The organism is Pseudomonas sp. URMO17WK12:I12, from assembly GCF_000514395.1.
Taxonomy (GTDB): domain Bacteria; phylum Pseudomonadota; class Gammaproteobacteria; order Pseudomonadales; family Pseudomonadaceae; genus Aquipseudomonas; species Aquipseudomonas mucoides.
Genome location: NZ_AZVV01000023.1, coordinates 1 through 21,901, shown reverse-complemented (window position 1 = coordinate 21,901; position 21,901 = coordinate 1). Strand labels below are relative to the sequence as shown.

Below are 21,901 nucleotides of genomic sequence, written 5' to 3'. Positions count from 1 at the left end.
GTACCCCCCGTGATGGTTGTCGTGCAACACCTTAGTTGCCTTACCTGACGTCAATCTGAAGATTCAGCTGGTTGTCAGGAATGCACCTTAGGGTATGCCACAGACGCCGACCTCGGCAGGAGACAGATCATGAAAACAGGTTTTATTGCCCATGCCGCGCTGTTGAGCCTGCTGCTCAGCGGTTATGCCCTGGCCGATGACGATTGCAGCGACCCGGTGAGCGACTGGCAACCACGCGAGACTTTGCGTCAGCAGGTCGAGCGGCAATACGGCTGGAGCGTGCAGCGCATCAAGGTCGACGACGGTTGTTACGAGCTCAAGGGCCTGGACCGCAAAGGCAATGGCATCGAAGCCAGCTACTCACCGGCCTCGCTGCGCCTGCACACACTTGAGATTCATTTCCGCAACGACGGCGATGCCAGGGACTACCTCGGCAGCCCGCTCACCGAATGACGCCTCACCTGTCGATGAATTTTTCCTGCGCTTCAGGTTGCTGTCAGCCAGCAGGTCCAGTCTCTCGACCTAACGATCAAAAGGACACCCTCATGAAAAAGATCATCGCAGCCACCTGCCTCGCCAGCGCCATTGCCTTGCCGGGTCTGGCCCAGGCCCGTGAAGTGACCTTGACCACTCAGCTCAAAGACTACAGCGGCAATGATGCCTACCTGGCGATCTACGTGACTGACGCCAATGGCCAATACCAGAAAACCCTGTGGGTGGCCGGCAAGAAGGCCAAGTACTACAAGCACCTGGGCGACTGGGCCCGTGGCAGCGGGATGAACCCGAGCGAGTTTGACGGGGTCAGCGGCGCCAGTGTCGGCAGCGGGCGCACGCTCAAAGTCAGCGTCGAACTGGCAGACACCCTGATTGATGCCGGGTACCAGATTCGCATCGACAGTGCCGTCGAGGACAAACGCGACGCCCGCGCCGATGTCAGCGTTCCCCTGACCTCCAAAGGCTCAGGCAAGCCGGCGACCGGCAGTGCCTACGTCGACTCCTTTACTTACGATCTGTAGCACCCGCCATCTCTGGAGGCTGAACATGCTTCGTCAGTTCCATTCCCTTCCTGGCCTGATCGCCGCCCTGCTGGTCATGTTGTTGGCCATCAGCGGCGCGATCCTGTCTGTCGACCCGGCGCTGGAACGCTTGCACAGCACGTCCACGCCTGCCGGACAACTTAACGTCGGCCAACTGGCCGGGCGCGTTGCCAGCCACTTTCCGGGCGTAGAGCAGATCCAGCGCACAGCGTCCGGGACGGTCATCGTCTACTACAACCACAACGGTCAGGCTGGCGCAGAAAAGGTCGACCCAATGACCGGCCAAGGCCTCGCGCCCTACGAGCCATCCGCGTTCTCGCGCTGGGTGAAAGAACTACACCGCTCGATGTTCCTTGGCACGCCGGGCCATGGCGTGTCGGGTGTCGGCGCGCTGTTCATGCTGATGTTGTCGGTGACCGGTGCGCTGTTGCTGGTCCGGCGCCTGGGTGGCTGGCGCAACCTGCTGCGGCCATTGCGGGGCACCTTCAGCCAGCGCTGGCACGCTGAAGTCGGGCGACTGGCCTTGCTGGGGCTACTGCTGTCGGCATTGAGCGGGCTCTACATGTCCGCCACCACCTTTGGCTTTATCGCCGACGGCAGTCAGAGTGAACCCGCCTTCCCCGCCCACGTCAGTGCCGGTCCGGCCTTGCCGGTGGCAAAGCTGCAAGCCTTGCAGGCCACCGACCTCAATGATCTGCGCGAACTGGTCTACCCCAGCCCCAATAATGCGCAGGACGTATTTTCCCTGCGCACGGCCCAGGGCGACGGCTACGTGGACCAGGCCAGCGGCGCGTTGCTGTCCTATCAGGCCCACGACTCGATGCACAACCTCTACGAATTGATCTATCAATTGCACACCGGTGAAGGCCTCTGGTGGCTGGGCTTGCCGCTAGGGCTCTGCGCCCTCTGCGTACCGTTGATGAGCGTGACCGGCATTGTGTTGTGGTGGCGCCGCCGCAAGGCGAGCCCGACCCTGCGCCACAACAGCCCGGCCCACATTGCCGACTGCGTGATTCTGGTGGGCAGTGAAAACAACAGTACCTGGGGCTTTGCAAAAACCCTGCATGACGCTTTGCACCTGGCGGGACACCGGGTGCATAGCGCGACAATGAATCAATACGCCAACCACTACAGCAACGCTCAGCGCGTGTTCATCCTCACCGCGACCCACGGTGACGGTGACGCGCCAGCCTCGGCTTCGCAGTTCCTGGAACGACTGGCGAAAACCGGCCTCAAGCCCGGCCTGCCCTTTGCCGTGCTGGGCTTTGGTGATCGGCAGTTTCCGCAGTTCTGTCAGTACGCCCATCAGGTGCAGGACGCGATGTTGCAGGCCGGTGGTTCGCCATTACTGGGGCTGGAAACCGTCAACCGCCAGTCCTCCCAGGAGTTTGCGCGCTGGGGCCATGCGTTGGGCGAAGTGCTCCAGCATGACCTGACACTGGTCCATACCCCGCAGCGGCCACAGACCCATCCATTGCAGCTGACGGAGCGCATTGTCTACGGTGAACAGGTGAACGCGCCGACCCACGTCTTGCGCTTCAAGGCACCCGGCAAGCTGCCGGACTTTCTGGCCGGTGACCTGGTCGGGATTGTGCCCCCGGGCAGCCCGATCCCCCGCTTCTACTCGCTGGCCAGCGGCTCCCAGGACGGCGTGTTGGAAATCTGTGTGCGCAAACACAACGGTGGCGTGTGCTCGGAATTTCTCCATGGCCTGGACATCGGCGGGCCAATCGAAGCGTTTATCCAGCCCAACCCGCAATTTCGCCCGGCGTCAGGCACGCATCCGGTAATCCTGATCGGTGCCGGTACCGGCATCGGTCCACTGGCGGGTTTTATCCGCAACAACACGGCTCGACACCCGATGCACTTGTATTGGGGTGGACGCAACCCGGCCTCGGATTTCCTTTATGAACCGCAGCTTAATCAATACTTGTCAGACCGACGCCTCACGGCATTGCGTGCCGCCTTCTCTCAAGTTCAGGACCGCAGCTACGTGCAAGACCGGCTGATCAGTGATGCCCTGGCCTTGCGCCGACTGATTGAAAAAGGCGCCCAGGTGCTGGTGTGTGGCAGTCGCGAGATGGCCAAAGGCGTGATGCAGGCCCTCGATGAAGTGTTGGCCCCTCTGAACCTGAGCGTGCTGACCCTCAAGGCACAAGGACGCTACCGTGAAGACGTCTACTGAGTTGCAACGCTACAACCTCAACGGCGAAACCATGGGCACCCGCTACACCGCCCTGTTCTATGCCGCTGCCGGGATTGATACCGACGCCGTCGGCCACAACCTGGCACGCGCCGTGGCTCGGGTGGATCAGCAAATGTCCACCTGGAAACCCGACTCTGACCTCAATCGCCTCAACGCCGCCCCAGAACAGCAATGGGTCTCAGTGCCTGAAGAACTGGCGACGGTGCTGTCTGCGGCACTGCGCGTCAGTCAGCAATCGGGCGGTGCCTTCGACATCGCGGTCGGTGATCTGGTTGACGCTTGGGGGTTCGGCCCCGCAGAACAGACGATCACAGAGCAGGCGCTCACCACGTCGCCCCACGCACGCCTGTCAGCCAGCGCTGCGCTGATGATAGATACGCAACGCAATCAGGTGCGCAAACGCGCACCACTGCAGCTAGATTTGAATGGCATTGCCAAAGGGTTTGGCGTGGATGAACTGGCCCGTTGCCTGGACGAATTGGGCATCACCCGCTACCTGGTCGGTATCGATGGCGAGATGCGCGCCCGGGGTGTCAAGCCGGATGGCCAGTGCTGGGCCGTAGCCCTGGAAAAGCCCCGCCGGGGCGTGCGTGAAGTCATGGGCGTGATGGAACTGGGTGATGCCGCTATCGCGACCTCAGGGGACTATCGACACTGGGTCGATGTGGCCGGCCAAGCCTATGCCCATACCATGAACCCGGCCACCGGCGCGCCACTGTGCAACCCGCTTGCCGCCGTCACCGTGGTGGCGTCCTCCTGCATGCTCGCCGATGCCTGGGCCACGGCGTTGATGGTGTTGGGCGAAACCGAGGGCCCACGTCTGGCACAGGAACGCGGGATGGACGCACTGTTCGTGCTGCGCGACGGCCAACAGTTCAAGGAAATATCCATTGTCGGCGGCCAATTGCAGGCGCAGATTGAAACCCGTCCGATGTGAACCGCCCAATGACAGTGAGTCGCGATCAACCATGAAATTCATGCACAGGCACACCGAGGCACACCGAAGCGATCGTATCGGCTGGCTGCGCGCCGCCGTCCTTGGGGCCAATGACGGGATTGTCTCCACCGCCAGCCTGCTGATCGGCGTTGCAGCCGCCAACGCCAGCCACGCCACGTTGCTGGTCACGGGCATGGCGGGGCTGATGGCCGGCGCCATGTCCATGGCCGCTGGCGAATACATCTCCGTACACTCCCAGGCCGATACCGAGCGCGCCGACTTGTCCCGCGAACAGGCCGAGTTAGCCAGCGATCCGAAAGCCGAACACATCGAACTCGCCAACATCTACATGCACCGTGGTGTCTCCCCCGAGTTGGCGCATCAGGTGGCCGATCAATTAATGGCCCATGACGCACTGGGCTCTCACGCTCGGGACGAATTGGGCATCAGCGCCACCCTCACCGCCAAACCCTTGCAAGCCGCCCTGGCCTCAGCCGCCAGCTTCGTGGTGGGTGCCGCATTACCGTTGGCGGTCACGTTTGTCGCGCCGGAGCACAACGTGGTGCCGTGGATATCGGGCATGTCGTTGGTGTTTCTCGGGACGCTGGGCGCCATCGCCGCCAAGGCCGGCGGCGCTAATGTCCTGACCGGAGCCTGGCGAGTGACATTCTGGGGGGCACTGGCCATGGGCATTACGGCACTGGTGGGGCACCTGTTTGGCGCCGTCGTCTAATTCACGCTCCTGCGCACAAAAAACAAAGGGCGCCGGTTAATTAAAACGGGCGCCCTTCATACGCTGCCAACCTATGCCACGCCGACAAAATCACTCGCAGTAAGGGCCACATGCCCGACCAGATCAATTTGGAAATCGGCGCCATTGCCGCTGTTCACATTGCCCTCCACATACGTGTGATCGACCCCGCCGACATTGACGAAGTGGTACTTCAACTGCGCCTGGTTGCTGAACTCGGTGCCGGCGCCGTTCCACTCGCCGAGGAAGGTGAAGTCCTGATTACCCGCCGAACCTGCGCCGGAGGTCCGGGCATCGATCGAGGTCAGATCGATGTGGTCGGAGCCCTGCGTAAAGTCGGTGATGACGTCGCGGCTTGTGGTTGAAGTACCCGAGTCGCTAGTCGAGGAGAACACAAACATGTCCGCCCCTGCACCGCCGGTCAATGTATCGCGGTTGCCATTGCCGGTCAGCGTGTCGGCGCCACCGCCACCACTCAAGGTGTCGATACCGCCCTGCCCGGTCAGGGCGTTATTGGCGTTGTCGCCGGTCAGGGTATTGGCACCCGAGCTGCCGATGACATTCTCGACACCGGTCAAGGTGTCGCTACCGGTTTGCGAACTGCTGGCCAGGCCGGTAGACAGGTTGACCGTGGCGCTGGCCGAGGTCCCTGACAAGTCATAGGTATCGGTGTCGCCACTGCCGTCGTAGCTGTCATTGCCATCGTTGACCGACGCCCGGAAGGTGTCATTGCCAAGGCCACCGAACAGGTTGTCCGCGCCTTGCCCGCCAATCAACGTATCGTCACCGCTGCCACCGTCCATCCAGTCATTGCCGCCCTGGCCTTGCAACACGTTGCTGACGCCGTCGCCCTGAATGTGATCGTCGCCCGAACTGCCGGTGACGTTTTCGATGCCGGTCAGGGAGTCGTTGCCGGTCTGGGTGCTGGTTGACGTACCGGCGATCAAATCGACCGTGGCGGGCGCCGATGTCGCCGACAAATCGTAGGTGTCAGTGCCGGTGCCACCGTCATAGTGGTCGTTGCCGTCGTTCAGCGACGCCAGCATCGTGTCGTTGCCTGCCTCACCAAAGACCGTGTCGTTACCGGCCAGGCCGCTGAGCTGGTTGTTGCCGCTGTTGCCATGGATCACGTTGTCCAGCGCGTTGCCGGTGCCGTTGATGTTGTTCGAGCCCAGCAAGGTCAGGTTCTCGACGTTGGCACCGAGGGTGTAGCTGACCGAGGACATGACCGTGTCGGTGCCTTCGTTGAGGTTTTCCTGAACCACATCGCCATTGGCATCGACCATATAGATGTCATTGCCGGCGTTGCCGCGCATCGTGTCGTTACCGGTGCCGCCGTCCAGCAAGTCGGAACCCAGCCCGCCATTGAGGACGTCATTGCCCGAGTAGCCCATCAGGATGTCCTGATAGTTGGTGCCATTGAGCGTGTTGCCAAAGAAGTTGGTGCCTTCGATGAAGCGCCCTACCGCTTCCGAAGGGTCGGACGTCAGTTGTTCCACCGTGCCGTTATTGTCGGTGTAAGTGGTGATCACCCGCAATTGCTGGCCGAACTGCGCCGAGGTAGGCGCAAAAGTCGACGCATTCGCCCCGGCGATACTAATCCAGGTCGCGCCCACCAGTGCCTGCCACTGATAGGAGAACCCGCTCGGCCCAGGCAAGCCGTCCGCATCCTGGATGGCCGACGTATTGGCGGTCAGCCGGTATTGAGCCGGCACCGGACGGCTGGGCGTGGTCGGCGCGGTGGCATAACCCGAGAGCACCACGTTGCCGGTCGGCAGGTGATTGGTGATGCTCAGGTTGATCGTGCGGTCGGCGAAGCGCAGTTTTTCAACGCCGATGACAATATCGGTGCCATCGACGTTCGCAGCGCCCACCCGCAGGTCCACCACTTTGAACGCCGTGATCAGCTCGCCGCCGGGCCGGGTATCAGTGAACTTGGTAATGCTGTAATTGGCATAGTTGCCCGAGTAGATGGCTGTATCCGCCGCGCCATCGGCAGTGCCGGCGGCCTGGTGGTTATCGCCCAGGACGAAGTCGGGGCGGGTCGATTGCAAGCCGGTGAAGTGCTCGGCAAACCCTTGACTGGCCAGCAGGTGATTGAGATCAGCGAGTTTGATCGAGTCCCCGACGATCACGTCATTGCCGCCGTTGCCTTGGGAGACATCGTCACCACTGCCGCCAATCAGCCAGTTCTCCGTGGCATTGCCGATCAGGCCCGCCAGCGGATTGGCCGGCGTGGCGGTGTTCGCACGGGCGTCACTGAAGCGTGAACCGATCAACCCTTCGATGTCCGTCAGCAAGGCGTTGAACGGCTGGAACAGCACGGAAGTACCCGGTGCCGCTACGATGTTCTGATTGTTGAGGTCTGCTGCGGCGTCCAGCGCAATGTTCACATCGCTGAAGGCCGCAATGTCGAAGCCCACATCGCCAAGGGCTTCATCACCGTCCCCCTGACCGGGCGCGCCACCCAGGCCCGGCAACAGAATGTCGTCGCCGACACCACCAAACTCCTGGTCGCCGGTGGAGCCGCCGGAAATGATGTCGTCGCCGTCCTCACCGAACAGAATGTCCGGGCCGTCGCCGCCATAAATCTCATCATTACCGTCACCGCCATGCACCAGGTCGGTGTCGCCACCGGCATCGATGTAGTCATTGCCGGCACCACCGTACAGCTCGTCGATCCCGGCTTCACCATAGAGATGGTCATTGCCGTTACCGCCAATCACCACATCGAGGGCACCGGCGCTGGTCCCGGCATAGATGGTGTCATCCCCTTCCCCGCCATCGAGGAAGTCTTCGATATCACCGCCATAGATCACGTCGTTGCCGTCGCCACCGTAGATGTGGTCGGCACCGGCCTTGCCATCCAGGATGTCGTCGCCGCCTTCACCGTAGATCGTATCGTCACCATCCCCGGCATCGAGCCAATCGTTGTAGTCGGTGCCGACCAGCACTTCATGGGAGTTGTAACCCACGGCTGCAGTGCCATCGGGGTTCTCGCCCTGGTCCGGACGGTAGTCACGGATATACGTTTGTGCCGTGTGCGTTTCCGGATTGGTCAGGCTGACCAGCAAGCCATTGCCGCCAATCCCGCCCGCGCCACCGGTGGAGTAAACACCGACATGGTTGGCCGCGATCAGCGTGCCGTATTTGTGCTCGCTCTTGTACGCCGTGGCACTGGCGCCAGAATCGGTGTAGCTCAATTCGACGTAGCTATCGGCATAGCCGAAGACATCACCGGCCAGGTGCCGGGCATCGGTGGTGCGCTCAATGATGTCCTTGAATTGCTCGGTCACCACCTGCTCATTGAGGTTGGTCATCGCTGGCAAGCCGAGGTCGAGGCGGAACAGGTAATAGAAACGGTCACCGTCCATCAACCGTTCCATCTGGTCCTCGAAAATGGCGTTGAAAGTGGTACCCAGTTGCCCGGTGTAGACGTGTTTTTCCGCCAGGCCACCGATCCACAGGTCAATCGCGTTGTAGCCGTCATAGCCCGCCACATGATTGCCGTTGGCGTCTGCTGCGCCGGAGAGGAATAACGCCGCCTCTTCGGCCGTGACGCTGCCACCGGCATAGGTGGCGGTAACGCCGGAGACATCGGCATCGATGATCGCCTGGGCATGCGCCACGTCGCCGTCGAAGGAATAGGCGGCGATAAAATTCACCAGGGACTCGGGGTGAATCATGTTGTTGGCGAAGTCACTCCAACTGGTATAGGGCGTCAGGCCATCGACGATCAGGTTGGTGTGGTGCTGCGCGCCGGCCGGTGAGGCCCGTTCGGCAATCAGCGCATCGTGGATCTGCTGACGCGCCTGGTTCAGGGTCGGCAGGCCCAAGTCGCGACCACGGGCCAGGTTGATCGTTGCCAGGTCCAAAGGCTGGCCCAGCAAGCCTTGTTGCAAGGCCGGAGTGACGAACTCGTCGATTTCGTTACTGATCTGCCGAGTCATGCCCAACGCGATAGCGGTCGGCCCCACTTCGGCGAAACCGCCAGGGTTGAGGAAGGCCTGCTCCAGCGCATAGTGGGTAATCGCGCCGGTCAGGTCGTAGCCGCCGCTCGCGCTTTTTTCCAGGGCATCGATGGTTTCACGCAATTGCGAGTGCCCGAAACGGAACGCTGCCTGGCCATACTCCAGCGAGATGTTGGTGTTGATGCCCGAGTCGTAGGTTACGAATTCCGGCAGGTCCGGGGTAATCAGCCGCGCGTACTGGTCGATCGCGACGTGTTGGTATTCCATTTCCACGGTCAACTTGGCGGCGTAGAACAACTTGTCCTGATCCCAGGACACCGTGACGCCATCGGCCAGGGTGAAGTTGCCATTGGCATCGGTATAGAAACCGCCGCTACCGTTACTCACCTGTACCTGCCAGTTGTGGCGCACAGTGACGTCGGTCTGCGCCAGCACCTCGTTCTGCAGGTTGATCAGCTGCACGTTGTGGTCTTCGTGGAAGACGTGGTGAATGGCGGTCAGGCCGAAGTTTTCGTTCACCCGGCCATCACCGGCAATGTAGTGGTCGCCCACCGACTCCAGCAGCAACTCGTTGGCCACCGCAAAATCGGCACTGCCGGGCGCGGCGCTGATGGAGAAGTCAGAAAAGTTGACGAAGCTGAACAGGTTCTTCGGCCCCGAGTTGTCATAGTTGATGACCATCCCGAACGGGTTGTTCGCATCGAATGTGATGCTGGTGATGTGCGCATCCAGCGACATCAGCTTCGCCTGATCGATATGCAGATCGTCGAAGTGCGGGTTCATGTCCAGCAGGATCGCTTCGCGGGTGTACACCGCTTGCACGCCTGCCGTGGTCGGGTCGGCGTCCAGCACATGGCCGTGGGCATCGCGCACGCGGAAGTTGGCGATGTCGTCCCAGGTCAGGTCGTCACGACCGGTGGCCAGCACATGAGCACGTAACTCGCTCAGGGTCGGCAGGGTCTGGTGGGTCAGCACACCGTTGAGGGTCCAGGCGGCTTCATCACTCAGGGTCGTGCCGTCGAACAACGCCGCCCCGGCAATGAATTGGCCAGGGTGATTAGGGTCCGCTACCCACTGACGCAGCAATTGAGTCACGGCATCGTTAGAGCCGTAAGTCTGGTTCTGATCGATGTACGGCGAGTCGAGGTTGACGTATTGCGCCTGGCCTTGGCCGTCCACTTCGCTGACTGTCGCCCGATGCACTTTGATCGAGTAAACCGGTTGCCCGTCCGGGCCAATCGAGCCATACAGCGGATCATCCGGCGCCAACGGAATAGTGATCGTCGCGTTTTGATTGGGCTTGTTGATGAAGTCCAGGCCGTGGTCGAAGAACTGCCCGAACAAGGTGAACCAGCCAGTGGTCGACGGGTCGCCGCTGACGGTGTTCTGGTTGCGAATGTAGTACTGGCCGGAATCCGGTGAGGTGGTATCGACTTCGCCGATGGTACCGAGAATGCCCGGATCCGTGACGATCGCCACGCCGTTCGCGGTGTGCTGGATGTGCCCATTGGCATCGGTGGCAAAAGTCACCCCGCCGCTGACAATGGTCTGGCTGATCATCCGTGGTGTGTAGTCCACCAGCGAGGCTGTCGGATCGCTATACAGTGAACTATTGTCAGTCAGGGGCGTGGCATCGGCGGGAACGCCCGGTCCTGCCAACGCGGCGTTATCCAGGTTCTGATGAACGTAGTGCGTGTAGTCCGAGTGGGTCAGGCGGATGAAGTTCTGCCCGAAACTGCCCCAACTCTGTCCGTCCTGCGTCAGGTTGTTGAAGTGACCAGAGACGTCACGCAAACCGATCGGGTCCCGTGCGCCGTTGTACCACTGGGTTTCGCCGGCCGGGATGTCCAGCGGATTGAAACTGCCGAGGATGCCGAGCACATGGACATTGCCGTCCGAACCGTTGTAACCGTACAGCGGTTCACCAGCGGCGTTGTAACCCACGATATGAATGGTCGGAAACGTAACCTGCTGTTCAAGAAACGAAATATCGTTTTGATTGAGGGTGAAGCGTTTTAGCTCATACATGGCAAGCTCCAGATATCCATTGAACAGCAGGGTTTTTCACCGACTTATCACGATGATCAGGGAACCGGACTGATGGCAAAAGATGCAAAAGTCGAATCAAAAAACGAGACTTTTGTCGGTGATCAAACTGAGACTTTGGTCGAGCCCCTCTCGGCCAGCGAGCAAGAGCACAAGGCCCGCTGGCGCATCAGGTTCAAGACCCGCGCACGCAACCTGAGTCGCTCTACACAATTCGTCATCGCCGCCGCGCTGATCCTGGGGCTGACCATGTTTTTCGTCGGCAAGCTGGTCAGTGCGCGCATAGAACGCGCGGCCGTGCAAAGCGCCGCGGAGGCCGGCGCCCACTATATGGAAGCGTTCCTGGAGCCCTACGTTCAGGAGATGAGCCGCGATAACGGGCTGTCAGCGTCGAGCATAAAATCCCTGGATCGCCTGATGGAGAGCCGTTCGTTGAAACGGCACATTGTCTCGATCAAGATCTGGCGGGCAGACGGCACGGTGGCTTACAGCACCGATAAATCCATTACCAACCGCAAGTTCCCGATGGATGAAATCGCCGGTGCGATCAAGGGCAACGTGGTCACCGACCTTGAGGACCTGGATCAGGAAGAAAATGAGTTCGAGCGAAAGCTGAACGTACCGCTCTATGAAATTTATGCACCGCTGCGGGAGTTCACTACCGGGAAAATCATCGCGGTGGGCGAGTTCTATGAAATGGCGGCCAGTCTGGAGGAGGAAATCAATCGCGTCCGCCAGCAAGTATGGCTGGTGGTCGGTGCCGCGACCCTGGCGATGCTGACGCTGCTGTTCTTTCTGGTCCGGCGTGGCGACAAGATCATCCAGCGTCAACAAGTGGCGTTGCGCTTGCGACTGCTGGAGCAAAACCGGTTGCACATCAGCAATGCCGCGTTGCAACGCAAGATGACCAACGCGACTCAGGAGTTTTCACGAATAAACGAACTGACGCTGCGGCGCATCGGTGCGGACCTGCACGACGGCCCCGCGCAACTGTTGACCCTGATTCTCATCCGCCTCGACGACCTTGCGGAAAATTGCACGGAGGTCGATCAGGAATCGATGGAAACCATCCGGGGAGCGGCGAGCGATGCATTAAGGGAGGTGCGCGATCTTTCCCGGGGGCTGGCCCTTCCGGAAATCAACGATCTGACGCTGTTGGAGGAGTTGAAACTCGTAGCCCAGCGACATGAGCAGCGCACCGGCACCAAGGTCAAATTGAAACTGGGGCACTTGCCCGATGGGGTGCCGTTGCCGCTCAAGCTGTGCATCTATCGCTTCGTGCAGGAAACCCTGAACAATGCGTACCGCCATGCCGCAGGCAAAGGTCAGGTTCTGAGCGCCAACCTTGTCGACGGAATGTTGCTCATCACGATCAACGATAACGGCCCGGGCATGAACGCCGATGCCCTGGTGGTCGACACCCACGGCAGGACGCGGTTGGGGCTGGCGGGGTTGCGTTATCGTGTGGAATCGCTGGGTGGCGTGTTCCGCATTGACTCAGCAACCGGCAAAGGCACGTCGGTTACCGCACAATTCAAGCTGTAGTCAGGAGCCCCCTCGGGCGTCCAGGGACGACGTCGCTGACGTCACATGAAGTCGACCAATACTCTCTCGTTCCCAATAGCGCCTCAAGGCCGTGACGGCTTCCACACGATTGCGGGCATGCAGCTTTTGCATCACGCAGGTCATGTAGTACTTGACGGTTTTTTCGCTGATCAACAGCTTTGAGGCCACTTCCTTATTTGTCAGGCCCTTTGAGACTTCACGGATGATCTGCTCTTCCCGATGGGTCAGGTCGATCTTGCGAACTTCAGCCTCATGCTTTTTAAAATTGCTCAACAGCTTATTGGCAAATTCGGGGGTAATGTACGTGTCGCCCCGGGCAATCGACCGGATCGCCAGCACCAGGTCTGGCCCGCTGACCCCTTTCAAGACATAGCCACGAGCTCCCGCTTCGAGTGCTGAATAAGCATCATCCTCTGACTCGGACACTGTCAGCATCAACACCTTCACATCCGGCAGCTGCGTAGAAATGAACCGCACGGAGCCAAACACGTCGCCCGGCATATTGACGTCCATCAGCATCACGTCCGGCCTCGTTCGCATCGCGATGCCCCGGGCTTCATCCGCGCTGGCACCCTGCTCTACGACTTGTAAATCCGCCCTCTTCCTCAACGTGTTGGCAACACCTTCACGCAACAACGGATGATCGTCGACGATGCCAATCCGAATGAACGGGTTCATGACATGCTCCTGAAAGGGCCAAGTATTCGAACACCCATTGATTAATAGCAGGTAACCCGAACGGGCGCTGGGCTCCGGATGGAAATGCCGGGGTCTTTGAGGGCAAAAATTAGACTTAAGTCGCACGAAATTTGCCCGTCAATAAGCAATCTTCGTCATAAGCTTCTGAAAAATCAGACGCCAACTCATTGTTTTTGAAGACTGTCAAAAACGTCAAAAAAACTTTTTGCTAAAAAACCCGGATCAGCCCTCCATCCGACCAACAGTCGTTCCCCTACGCTGAGGTACATGAATCCACGGTTCGGGGACCCTCCGATGGACAACAAAACCCAGCAGCGATCCGAGTTGGCCGAGGTGCTTTTTCGGCTGCGCCATACGTTTTATTCGCTGGCCGGGTTCAGTGGTGTGATCAACGTACTGATGCTGGCCCCGGCCATTTACATGCTGCAGGTGTATGACCGGGCGCTGGTCAGCAGCAACCTCACCACGCTGCTGATGCTGACCTTGCTGATGATCGGTTTGTACACCTTGCTGGCCATGTTGGAAGTGGTGCGAACCCGCGTGCTGATCCGGGTCGGCAATCGTCTGGACATGGCCTTGAACCGTCGTGTCTTTACCGCCGCGTTCGAGCGCAACCTGCAGCGGGCCGGCGGCAACCCCGCCCAGGCCCTGCAAGATCTGGCGCAGGTCCGGCAGTTTCTGACCGGCAACGGGTTGTTCGCGTTCTTCGATGCGCCATGGACGCCCATTTACCTGTTCGTCGCCTACCTGATTCACCCCTTGCTCGGGATCGTCACCCTGTGCGGATCGCTGATCCTGGTGTCCCTGACCTGGCTCACCGAAATTGCCACCAAAAAGCCGTTGAGCGAGGCGAACCTGGCGTCACAAATCTCGGGCACTTTCGCCAACAACAATCTACGCAACGCCGAAGTCATCGAAGCCATGGGGATGCTGCCGGCCATCACCCAGCGCTGGTTCGGCAGCCACCTGCGGATTCTCGAAATGCAGACCCTGGCCTCCGACCGGGCGGCCTACATCAGTGGTTTGGGGCGGTTCGTGCGGATCGCCCTGCAATCGTTGATCCTCGGCACAGGCGCCCTGCTGGCCATCGAAGGCTCGATTACTCCCGGCATGATGATCGCTTGCTCAATCCTCAGCGGTCGCGCGCTGGCACCGGTGGAGCAACTGATCGGCGCCTGGAAGCAATTGCTCACCAGCCGCCGCGCCTGGTCGCGGCTCAAGCAGCTGCTGCAAGCATTTCCGCCCCGGGCCGATGCGATGAAACTGCAACGGCCACTGGGCATGCTTTCGGTCGAGCACTTGCACGCCGGCGCGCCAGGCATGAGCCAATCGATCATTCGCGGGCCGCACTTCAACCTGTCGCCAGGCGAATCGCTGGGCATTATCGGCCCGTCCGCGTCGGGCAAATCCACCTTGGCGCGCCTGCTGGTGGGCATCTGGCCGGCGCAAAGCGGCAAGGTACGGCTCGACGGCGTGGACGTCTATCTATGGAACAAGGAAGAGCTCGGCCCCTGGGTCGGTTACCTGCCGCAGGATGTGGAATTGTTCGAAGGCAGCATCGCCGACAACATCGCCCGTTTCGGTGAGGTCGACAGTGACGCGGTGATCGTGGCGGCCAAACGGGCCGGTGTACACGACATGATCCTGCGGTTTGCCCATGGTTATGACACCACCCTGGATGTCGACGGCAACCCGCTGTCCGGTGGGCAACGCCAGCGCATCGGCCTGGCCCGTGCGTTGTACGGCGAGCCGTCGATCATCGTGCTCGATGAACCGAACGCCAACCTCGACGACGCCGGGGAAAAAGCCCTGATCGATGTGCTCGAAGACCTCAAATCCCGAGGGTGCACCACGGTGCTGATCAGCCACCGCCCCAGCATCCTCGGCACCGTCGACAAAGTCCTGATGCTGCGCGAAGGCAGCACGCAATTGTTCGGTCCCCGGGACGAAGTGTTTGCGGCATTGCGTCAAACCAGCGTGCTGCCGACGGTGGGCGCTCCAACCCTGTCAGCCGTTCGCGGGAGAGAATAAATGGGCGCCGTGAGTCTCGATCCGCGTGGCCAGGATTTGCTGCGTGCGGCGGCCAGTATCGATGTCGATGACCACCGTCCGGCACGTTGGGGCGTGTTGCTGGTGATCCTCGGTTTTGGCGGATTTCTGCTCTGGTCCTGGCTGGCACCGCTGGACGCCGGCATTGTCGCCACCGCCACGGTCAAGGTCACCAGCAACCGCAAAACCATCCAGCACCTCACGGGTGGCAGTGTCGAAGCGATTCTGGTGCGCGAAGGTGACAGCGTCAGCAAGGACCAGGAACTGGTTCGACTCGACGCCACCCAGGCACTCTCGGAACAAGGGGTGGTGAACGCGCAGTACATCGCCACCAAAACCATGGAAAACCGCCTTGAGGCCGAGCGCGATGGCGCTGCCGACGTGGTGTTCGACCCCGCCATGTTGCAGCGTTACGCGGGCAACGATCATCTGAACGACGCCATCAGCCTGCAGCGTCATCTGTTCGCCACGCGGCGCACCAGCCTTGAGGGCGAGATTGGCATCCTGCGCGAGTCGCTCAACTCCGCCGAAGCGCAGATCAAGGGCTTGCAGCACATCTACGGTGCCCGTTCCGCGCAGATCGGGTTTCTCAATCAGGAACTGGTCGGGGTCCGTCAACTCGCCGCCGAAGGCTATGTGCCCCGCAACCGGATGCTCGAACTTGAACGCACCGGTTCTGACCTCAATGCCTCCCAGGCCGACAACCTGAACAACATTGCCAAGGCGCGGGGCCAGGTCGCTGACATCAAGCTGCGCATCCTTCAGCGCGAGTACGACTACCGCAAGGAAGTGCAGTCGCTGCTGGCCGACGTGCAGAAAGAAAACAGCGCCCTCACCGATCGTTTGCAGGCGCTGGACTATCAAGTCCGGCACACGGTGATCCGCTCGCCCATCGACGGCGTGGTCCAGGGCTTGAACGTGTCGACCATCGGCGGCGTGATCGCGCCCGGTTTCAAGATCATGGAAATCGTGCCGGCCCACGAACCGTTGCAGATCGACGCGATGGTGCCGGTGCAAGCCATCGACCGGATGACGCCAGGCCTGCCGGTGACCATTTCATTCCCTGCGTTCAACCACGTGCAGACCCCGAACATTCCGGGCCAGGTGCTGACCATTTCCGCCGACCGCCTGGTCAGCGACGACAACAAACAGCCCTATTACCTGGCGCAGATCGAAGTGACACCCGCCGGCATGGCCATGCTGGGCAGCAACCATATTCGCGCGGGCATGCCCGCCTCCGTCACCATCAAGACGGGCGAGCGCAACATGATGAGTTACCTGTTGAAACCACTGCTGGACCGGGTCAATAGCGCCTTTAAGGAGCAGTGACGTGAACCGCGGACGACGTTTTATCGGTTTTGCCGCGTCGCTGTGCGTGGCGCAGTCGGTGGCGGCACTGGACTTGCGCGAGTCCTGGAACTTGATGCAGTTTCAGGGCCCGACCTACCTTTCCGCCGGTCACGAACGCGATGCCGCGCTGGAAAACCGCGCCATCGGTCAATCCGGCGTGCTGCCGAAAATCGGCATCACCGCCTTCGACAACCACATCAACGGCACGCAAAAACAACCGGACTATTTCGGCAACAGCCACACCAACGACCTGAACTACAACTCGCGGGGCGCGACCTTGCAGCTGCGCCAACCGCTCTTCAACAAACAGAAAATGGCCGAGTATCGCCAAGGCGAGTATCAGGCCGAGTACGGCGTGGCCGTGTTCGACGGCAAGGCACAGGATGCGGCCGTGAAACTGGCCGGGCGCTATTTTGATGTACTGCTGGCCCACGAAACCGTGGCGCTGGCGACGGCCAAACTCAATTCCTTCAACGAACAAGTGGCCTCGACTCAACGACGCAAGGACCTGGGCGACGGCACCATCACTGATGTCGACGAAGCGGTGTCCCGTCGTGACCTGGCCCAAGCCGAGCTGATCGAAGCCGAGGACAGCGTGACCGTGGCCCGGCGCCTGTTGCAGGAATACCTCGGTCAGACACCCGATGAAATCGCCACGCTGCAAGACTCCTTCCCCACGCCGCCTCTGCAACCGGACAATCTGCAGGAATGGATCATCCGTGCGGGTACCGACAGCCCCTCGATCCGTGCACGACGCTTGAACGTCAACACCGCCGACGAGGAAGTCGCCAAGGCCAAGGCCGGTCACTGGCCGACCCTTGATCTGGTGGTGGGCTACACCGCTGCCGACAGCGAAACCCTGTCCACTCAAAACCAGCGTAACCGCTACTCTTCTGCCGGCGTGGAGTTGAACATTCCGTTGTACAGCGGCGGCTACGTCAGCGCCCGGGCGCGGCAAAGCGTTGCTGCCCGGGATCAGGCCGAAGATGACCTGAATGCCACCCGGGAAGAAATCATCTCGGGAACCACCCGCGAGTTTCGCGGCGTACAAAGCGGCGAAGCGCGTATCCACGCGCTTGAAAAAGCGGTGAAGTCCAGCGAACGCTCAGTGGACTCCTCGAAAAAAGGCTTCCTCGCGGGCAGCAGCACCAACGTTGACATCCTCAACGCCCAGGAACAGCTTTACACCGCCCGCCGCGACCTGTTCGAAGCCAAACTGCGCTACCTGTTGGCCAAACTGCGGTTGGCGGCAAATGTCGGGGCACTGGGCGATGATGACATCGCCAGCGCCAATGCCTACCTGGGACCGAAGTTGTCGTTTTGAGCGAAAGGTTTTTTGGCCAGGCAATTATTGACGGGAAGAGTCCTCTTTCGCCCAGGCCCGCTGCAACAACCGCATGACCTCGGCATCCGATGTCTGGGAAAAATCCATGTACCAATGTCCGATCGACATCAGCCACTCCGGCATGATCGGGCATACCAGTTCATCGACTTCACAACGCAGCAGCTCCCGCGTCTCCCGCGCCACCACCGCGTCGAACGCAGCCTGATCAATCGGGTGCACCCGCAGCGCCTGTTGATTGAGAATCTGGATGCCGCCGCTGGCAATCGCGCCCATGGCGAACTCTTCGTGCGACGGCACACCGAGCTTGCGCACCAGCATCAGGTCGAGACGAACATTCAGCGCCGTGGCCACTTCATACGCCACCGGCACGCCGCCTGGGGCAAGGCGAGAACGAGCACGTCCGGGCGATTGGCGTAAGCCTGCAACGGCGCCACCAGACGCCGACCCGCCGCCGGCCGGTCCTGCAAAATCATGTGCGATGAGGGACTCATTAGAAAACCTCCTCAGGCGATCACGCCTGCCGGTTTCATCACGCAGTCCCGAGGAATTGTCGGCCTGGGCGCGGCTGACAGCAAGCCGCTTGCCTCACACCAACCGTTCGATCCGCTGATGCCGCCAGACAAACCGGTAATACGCCGTCTGCAACGCCAGCATCCCCAGATACGCCACCGGAAACGCCATCCACACGCCTTGCAAACCAAAGTGCCCGTCCAGCACATACGCCACCGGCAATTGCACCAGGACCACGCAGAAAATCGACACCGCCATCGGCACCAACACCGTGCCGCTGGCGCGCATGATGCCGCCGACAATCGCCTGGAAGCCAAACACCAACAAGCTCCAGAGCATGATGTGCAACAGGTGCTCGGCCATTGCCCGCGTCGAGTCATCGGTGAGGAACAGCCCCAACAACCAGTGCGACAGCAGGTAACCCAGCACCACCAATCCGCCCGTCAGGCACACATTGATCAGCAACCCCGTGCGCAAAATCGGCCCCATGCGCTCAAGGCGCCCTGCCCCAATCGCTTGAGCCCCGAGGATCGACGCGGTGATCGCAATCGACAGCGCCGGAAACTGCACGTAATTGACGATCTGCGTCACCGCCCCATACGCCGCCGTCGCCTGCGAACCGTGCCGGTTCACCAGCGCCAGAATCACCAGTTCCGACACTGACAACACCACCATCTGCAACCCGGTCGGCAGCCCGATGCGCAACACCTTGCCGAGAATCTCCCGGTCCAGCTTCATCGCCGCAAACATCTCCCGATCCGGCGCCAACGGATGCCCCTTGCGAATCAACCGCCACGCCAGCCACCCCATCGCCGACAAGTTACCCGCCAACCCGGCATACGCCGCACTCTGAATCCCCATCATCGGCAACCCGAACCAACCCCGAATCAACGCCGGCGTCAGCGCCAACCCAATACAGGTCGACACCACCAACGCAATCAGCGGCGACACCGTATCGCTGACCCCGCGCAGCAGTTGGGTGAACAGCACGTAGACCAACAGCGACGGCATGATCCACATCATCACGTGGGCATAGGCCACGGCGTCGTCCAGTACATCAGCCGGCGTGCCCAACCCCTGCAAGGCCGACCGCGCAAACACACTGCCGAGGACGGCGGCGGTCAGGCCGATCATTGCCCCGAGCATCAAGGTGGTGCCGGCAATGGTTTTCACCAGATGCGGTTCACGCGCACCCCACGCTTGGCCAATGAGCACACCCGCCCCTGCGCCGAGGCCGATGACCAGGGCAATGAAGAAAAAGACAATGGGGAACATGCCGGACACGGCGGCCAGGGATTGCGTGCCGAGCATTTGGCCGATGTAGATGCTGTTGACCGTGCCGGACATGGACTGGAGAAAGTTCGACAGGACCATCGGGGCGAGGAAAAGAAGGTAGGTTTTCCAGAGGGGGATGGGGTGGGTGGGGGTTTGCATTGAGGGTCCGTCTCGGGTGGGCACGCGGTTTGGGAATTCTACGCCAGGGCCTTGTTCCGAGACCGCTCTTATTTTGGAAAATCTGGAGCGTTCGAGTAATAAATGGGGCAATCCAGATGGCCAATTTCTGCCTATCGTGAGAGGCAGAAAAGACCAGAAGCAGCCCGTCGCGATCAGAAACGTTTGACGACAACGCGTCGCTCTCGCACTCTGTTTTGCCCCTGTTTCTTCACTAGGCTTCCCTGTGTCATTCGCGACCGTAGTGCTGCTCGACTCCTGGCCACAGCCAAGTACGTCGCCCGAACCCGTCGTGTTCGCCACGGACACTCAGCTATGTTTACGGTATTGCACGGCTGAAGAAGAAATAGCTGTAATCCATTTCCCTCTACTAAAAAAAATTCAGTTCGGCTCACCAAACGATGAGGCTTTGGGCGGCCATCCGCTTATTAGACTTGGCCTCAAGCATTACCAAATTCATCGAATAGATAATTCGCCTTGGCTAGCAGAGCTTGAGCAGAGAAACGCCTTTCATCCGCGACACGATAAACAGCGGTTTCTAAAAGATGCCATCCATTATGTCTTTACGTTTCAGGACTCTACTCTGGAATGCATCGTAATTGAGGGGCAGTTCTGGCATCAAAAAGTACAAGTCTTTACCTCGGAGCAGAAGGCAAGGGATGTCTGGCGCGAACTGATAAATGATGTGGGCGCATGATCCCAATAGTCACTGTGGATGACGGCTATGGGTCGTTCTCTGCAGGTCAGGGTCACGAAGTGTGCTGGTCAAATACAATGCAAATGACTGGTCAGGTCGAATGCAACTGGGTGGACAAATCTGTGCATTACCCAGCAGGCAGCGCGACTCCAGTTTCATTTCGCGTTGGAACACCCCCCTGCTGGGAGATGTTTCCAGCCGTATCCTCAACAAATTCCATACTGGGTCTCTGTACTGATTCGCGAGATGTTACTAACCCCCCTGAGTATCAATATCGGCATCTTGAACCGGCTTATGTTCAGGTTCTGATTTGAAGTCGGGGCTGTACGGGTTCTCTTTAGCTGCGGGGTCCTGCTTTGGATTATTTGGTGCATCGACTTCGGCCGTTTTCGACGGTACTTCAGACCGCTTGGGGTCATGACCCGCTTCGTTATCCGTGCTGCTCGTACCGCCCTGCTGCGATATGTTTCCCGGTGCATTCTCATCAATGTCCATGTTGCTCTCCGATGGTTATGTAAATGTCCGTGCTTGAACATGAGAGGTAGGGAAACGCTGTAAGTGCCCGGCGATGGACGAATGGCGAGAACAAAAAACCCGGCTCACTGGCCGGGTTTCACTTGTGGATTCAACCGGTCGTGACAGGCAGAAATCGGCCAATAGCAGCCGGTCACAACCGACGGAGAACAGCCAAAAGCGCATAATCATGACCGTCCGCCATTCTCTCTAAGCAGACGCGTAAGTGAACGGCTCCAGCAAAATTTGAGGTTCGACCCACAACCTTAAACCGTAGGGAATTACCGAATACCCGTCGTATCGCCCAGTGAAAGTATTCGAAGCTGCAAACTCCAAGAATTTACCGCGCTTGTCATCAACAACGCGGATACCGGGGCATCCAAGCATTGTGTATTTGATAATGGGGTTTGGTAGTGAAGCCTCACTCACCTGAATTTCCACATCAGAATCATATTGCCAAATTGTCAATTTCAGTCTGACAGTACCTTGCTCGATAACGTAACAGTGTGATGTTTCGAACTCATCCAGGGAGGGGAAGACGCCGAGTACGGCGATTAAATCAAAAGGATCCCACGTTAAAAGGGGCATAAAGCATCCTTTGCTGACATCACGGTGAATTTGATCCCATTCTAATCATCAGCCAATCTGTAACGCAGTTTTTCTCTAAGACTTGTTGGCCATAGGCAGGGCGATTTTTCGCAATCCATCACCAAACGAACATTCACGATCTGGAGGACTCTACGGTTTTTTCCCTCCGTCAGCTTTGGGTCGA

At 59.8% G+C, this 21,901-nt stretch carries 15 protein-coding genes and 1 pseudogene; 10 read left to right on the top strand and 6 right to left on the bottom strand.

Annotated features, from left to right (window positions below):
• Positions 1 to 129: 129 nt before the first annotated feature.
• The 5 genes from D882_RS0126535 (at position 130) to D882_RS0126515 (ending at position 4,913) form a co-directional block, all read left to right on the top strand.
• Positions 130 to 453, top strand: a complete 324-nt coding sequence (locus D882_RS0126535) for a PepSY domain-containing protein (protein WP_027926046.1) — start codon at positions 130 to 132, stop codon at positions 451 to 453.
• A gap of 92 nt (positions 454 to 545) precedes the next feature.
• Complete coding sequence (locus tag D882_RS0126530) at positions 546 to 1,016, top strand: DUF2271 domain-containing protein (protein ID WP_027926045.1); 471 nt, start codon at positions 546 to 548, stop codon at positions 1,014 to 1,016.
• Positions 1,017 to 1,041: 25 nt separating this feature from the next.
• Positions 1,042 to 3,222, top strand: coding sequence for a PepSY domain-containing protein (locus D882_RS0126525; protein ID WP_027926044.1), 2,181 nt, complete (start codon positions 1,042 to 1,044; stop codon positions 3,220 to 3,222).
• The gene (locus D882_RS0126520; protein ID WP_027926043.1) at positions 3,206 to 4,180 is read left to right on the top strand and encodes an FAD:protein FMN transferase; all 975 of its coding nucleotides are present in this window, start codon (positions 3,206 to 3,208) and stop codon (positions 4,178 to 4,180) included. Before D882_RS0126525 ends, D882_RS0126520 begins: the two co-directional genes overlap by 17 nt.
• Before the next feature lie 31 nt (positions 4,181 to 4,211).
• On the top strand, positions 4,212 to 4,913 hold the full coding sequence (locus tag D882_RS0126515) for a VIT family protein (RefSeq protein WP_027926042.1): 702 nt from the start codon (positions 4,212 to 4,214) through the stop codon (positions 4,911 to 4,913).
• A gap of 71 nt (positions 4,914 to 4,984) precedes the next feature.
• On the opposite strand, the gene D882_RS0126510 is transcribed toward D882_RS0126515, so the two are convergent.
• Positions 4,985 to 10,930: a peroxidase family protein gene (locus D882_RS0126510; protein ID WP_027926041.1), complete on the bottom strand. Its 5,946-nt coding sequence runs from the start codon at positions 10,928 to 10,930 to the stop codon at positions 4,985 to 4,987.
• A gap of 72 nt (positions 10,931 to 11,002) precedes the next feature.
• Between D882_RS0126510 and D882_RS0126505 the strand changes: the two genes are divergently transcribed.
• The gene (locus tag D882_RS0126505; RefSeq protein ID WP_027926040.1) at positions 11,003 to 12,493 is read left to right on the top strand and encodes a sensor histidine kinase; all 1,491 of its coding nucleotides are present in this window, start codon (positions 11,003 to 11,005) and stop codon (positions 12,491 to 12,493) included.
• Here the strand turns inward: D882_RS0126505 and D882_RS0126500 are convergent, their stop codons facing one another.
• Complete coding sequence (locus D882_RS0126500; protein ID WP_027926039.1) at positions 12,494 to 13,192, bottom strand: response regulator transcription factor; 699 nt, start codon at positions 13,190 to 13,192, stop codon at positions 12,494 to 12,496.
• Between the two features lie 315 nt (positions 13,193 to 13,507).
• Between D882_RS0126500 and D882_RS0126495 the strand changes: the two genes are divergently transcribed.
• Genes D882_RS0126495 through D882_RS0126485 form a run of 3 tightly spaced genes read left to right on the top strand, consistent with a single transcriptional unit; the run spans position 13,508 to position 17,936 of the window.
• Positions 13,508 to 15,244, top strand: a complete 1,737-nt coding sequence (locus tag D882_RS0126495; protein WP_027926038.1) for a type I secretion system permease/ATPase — start codon at positions 13,508 to 13,510, stop codon at positions 15,242 to 15,244.
• On the top strand, positions 15,245 to 16,591 hold the full coding sequence (locus D882_RS0126490; RefSeq protein ID WP_027926037.1) for an HlyD family type I secretion periplasmic adaptor subunit: 1,347 nt from the start codon (positions 15,245 to 15,247) through the stop codon (positions 16,589 to 16,591).
• A gap of 1 nt (position 16,592) precedes the next feature.
• The gene (locus D882_RS0126485; protein WP_256218488.1) at positions 16,593 to 17,936 is read left to right on the top strand and encodes a TolC family outer membrane protein; all 1,344 of its coding nucleotides are present in this window, start codon (positions 16,593 to 16,595) and stop codon (positions 17,934 to 17,936) included.
• Positions 17,937 to 17,960: 24 nt separating this feature from the next.
• Here the strand turns inward: D882_RS0126485 and D882_RS01000000131450 are convergent.
• Positions 17,961 to 18,448, bottom strand: a pseudogene (locus D882_RS01000000131450) (phosphoribosyltransferase).
• Between the two features lie 94 nt (positions 18,449 to 18,542).
• Entirely contained in the window at positions 18,543 to 19,901 is a 1,359-nt protein-coding gene (locus tag D882_RS0126475) for an MATE family efflux transporter (RefSeq protein ID WP_027926035.1), read from the bottom strand.
• A gap of 310 nt (positions 19,902 to 20,211) precedes the next feature.
• Here D882_RS0126475 and D882_RS0126470 point away from each other — a divergent pair, with 310 nt between their 5' ends.
• A complete protein-coding gene (locus D882_RS0126470; protein WP_256218487.1) occupies positions 20,212 to 20,616 on the top strand; it encodes a hypothetical protein in 405 nt (134 codons plus the stop codon).
• A gap of 252 nt (positions 20,617 to 20,868) precedes the next feature.
• Here the strand turns inward: D882_RS0126470 and D882_RS01000000131445 are convergent, their stop codons facing one another.
• Positions 20,869 to 21,111, bottom strand: coding sequence for a hypothetical protein (locus tag D882_RS01000000131445; protein ID WP_032833684.1), 243 nt, complete (start codon positions 21,109 to 21,111; stop codon positions 20,869 to 20,871).
• A gap of 228 nt (positions 21,112 to 21,339) precedes the next feature.
• Positions 21,340 to 21,717, bottom strand: coding sequence for a hypothetical protein (locus D882_RS1000000132990; RefSeq protein WP_027922974.1), 378 nt, complete (start codon positions 21,715 to 21,717; stop codon positions 21,340 to 21,342).
• Between the last annotated feature and the right edge of the window lie 184 nt (positions 21,718 to 21,901).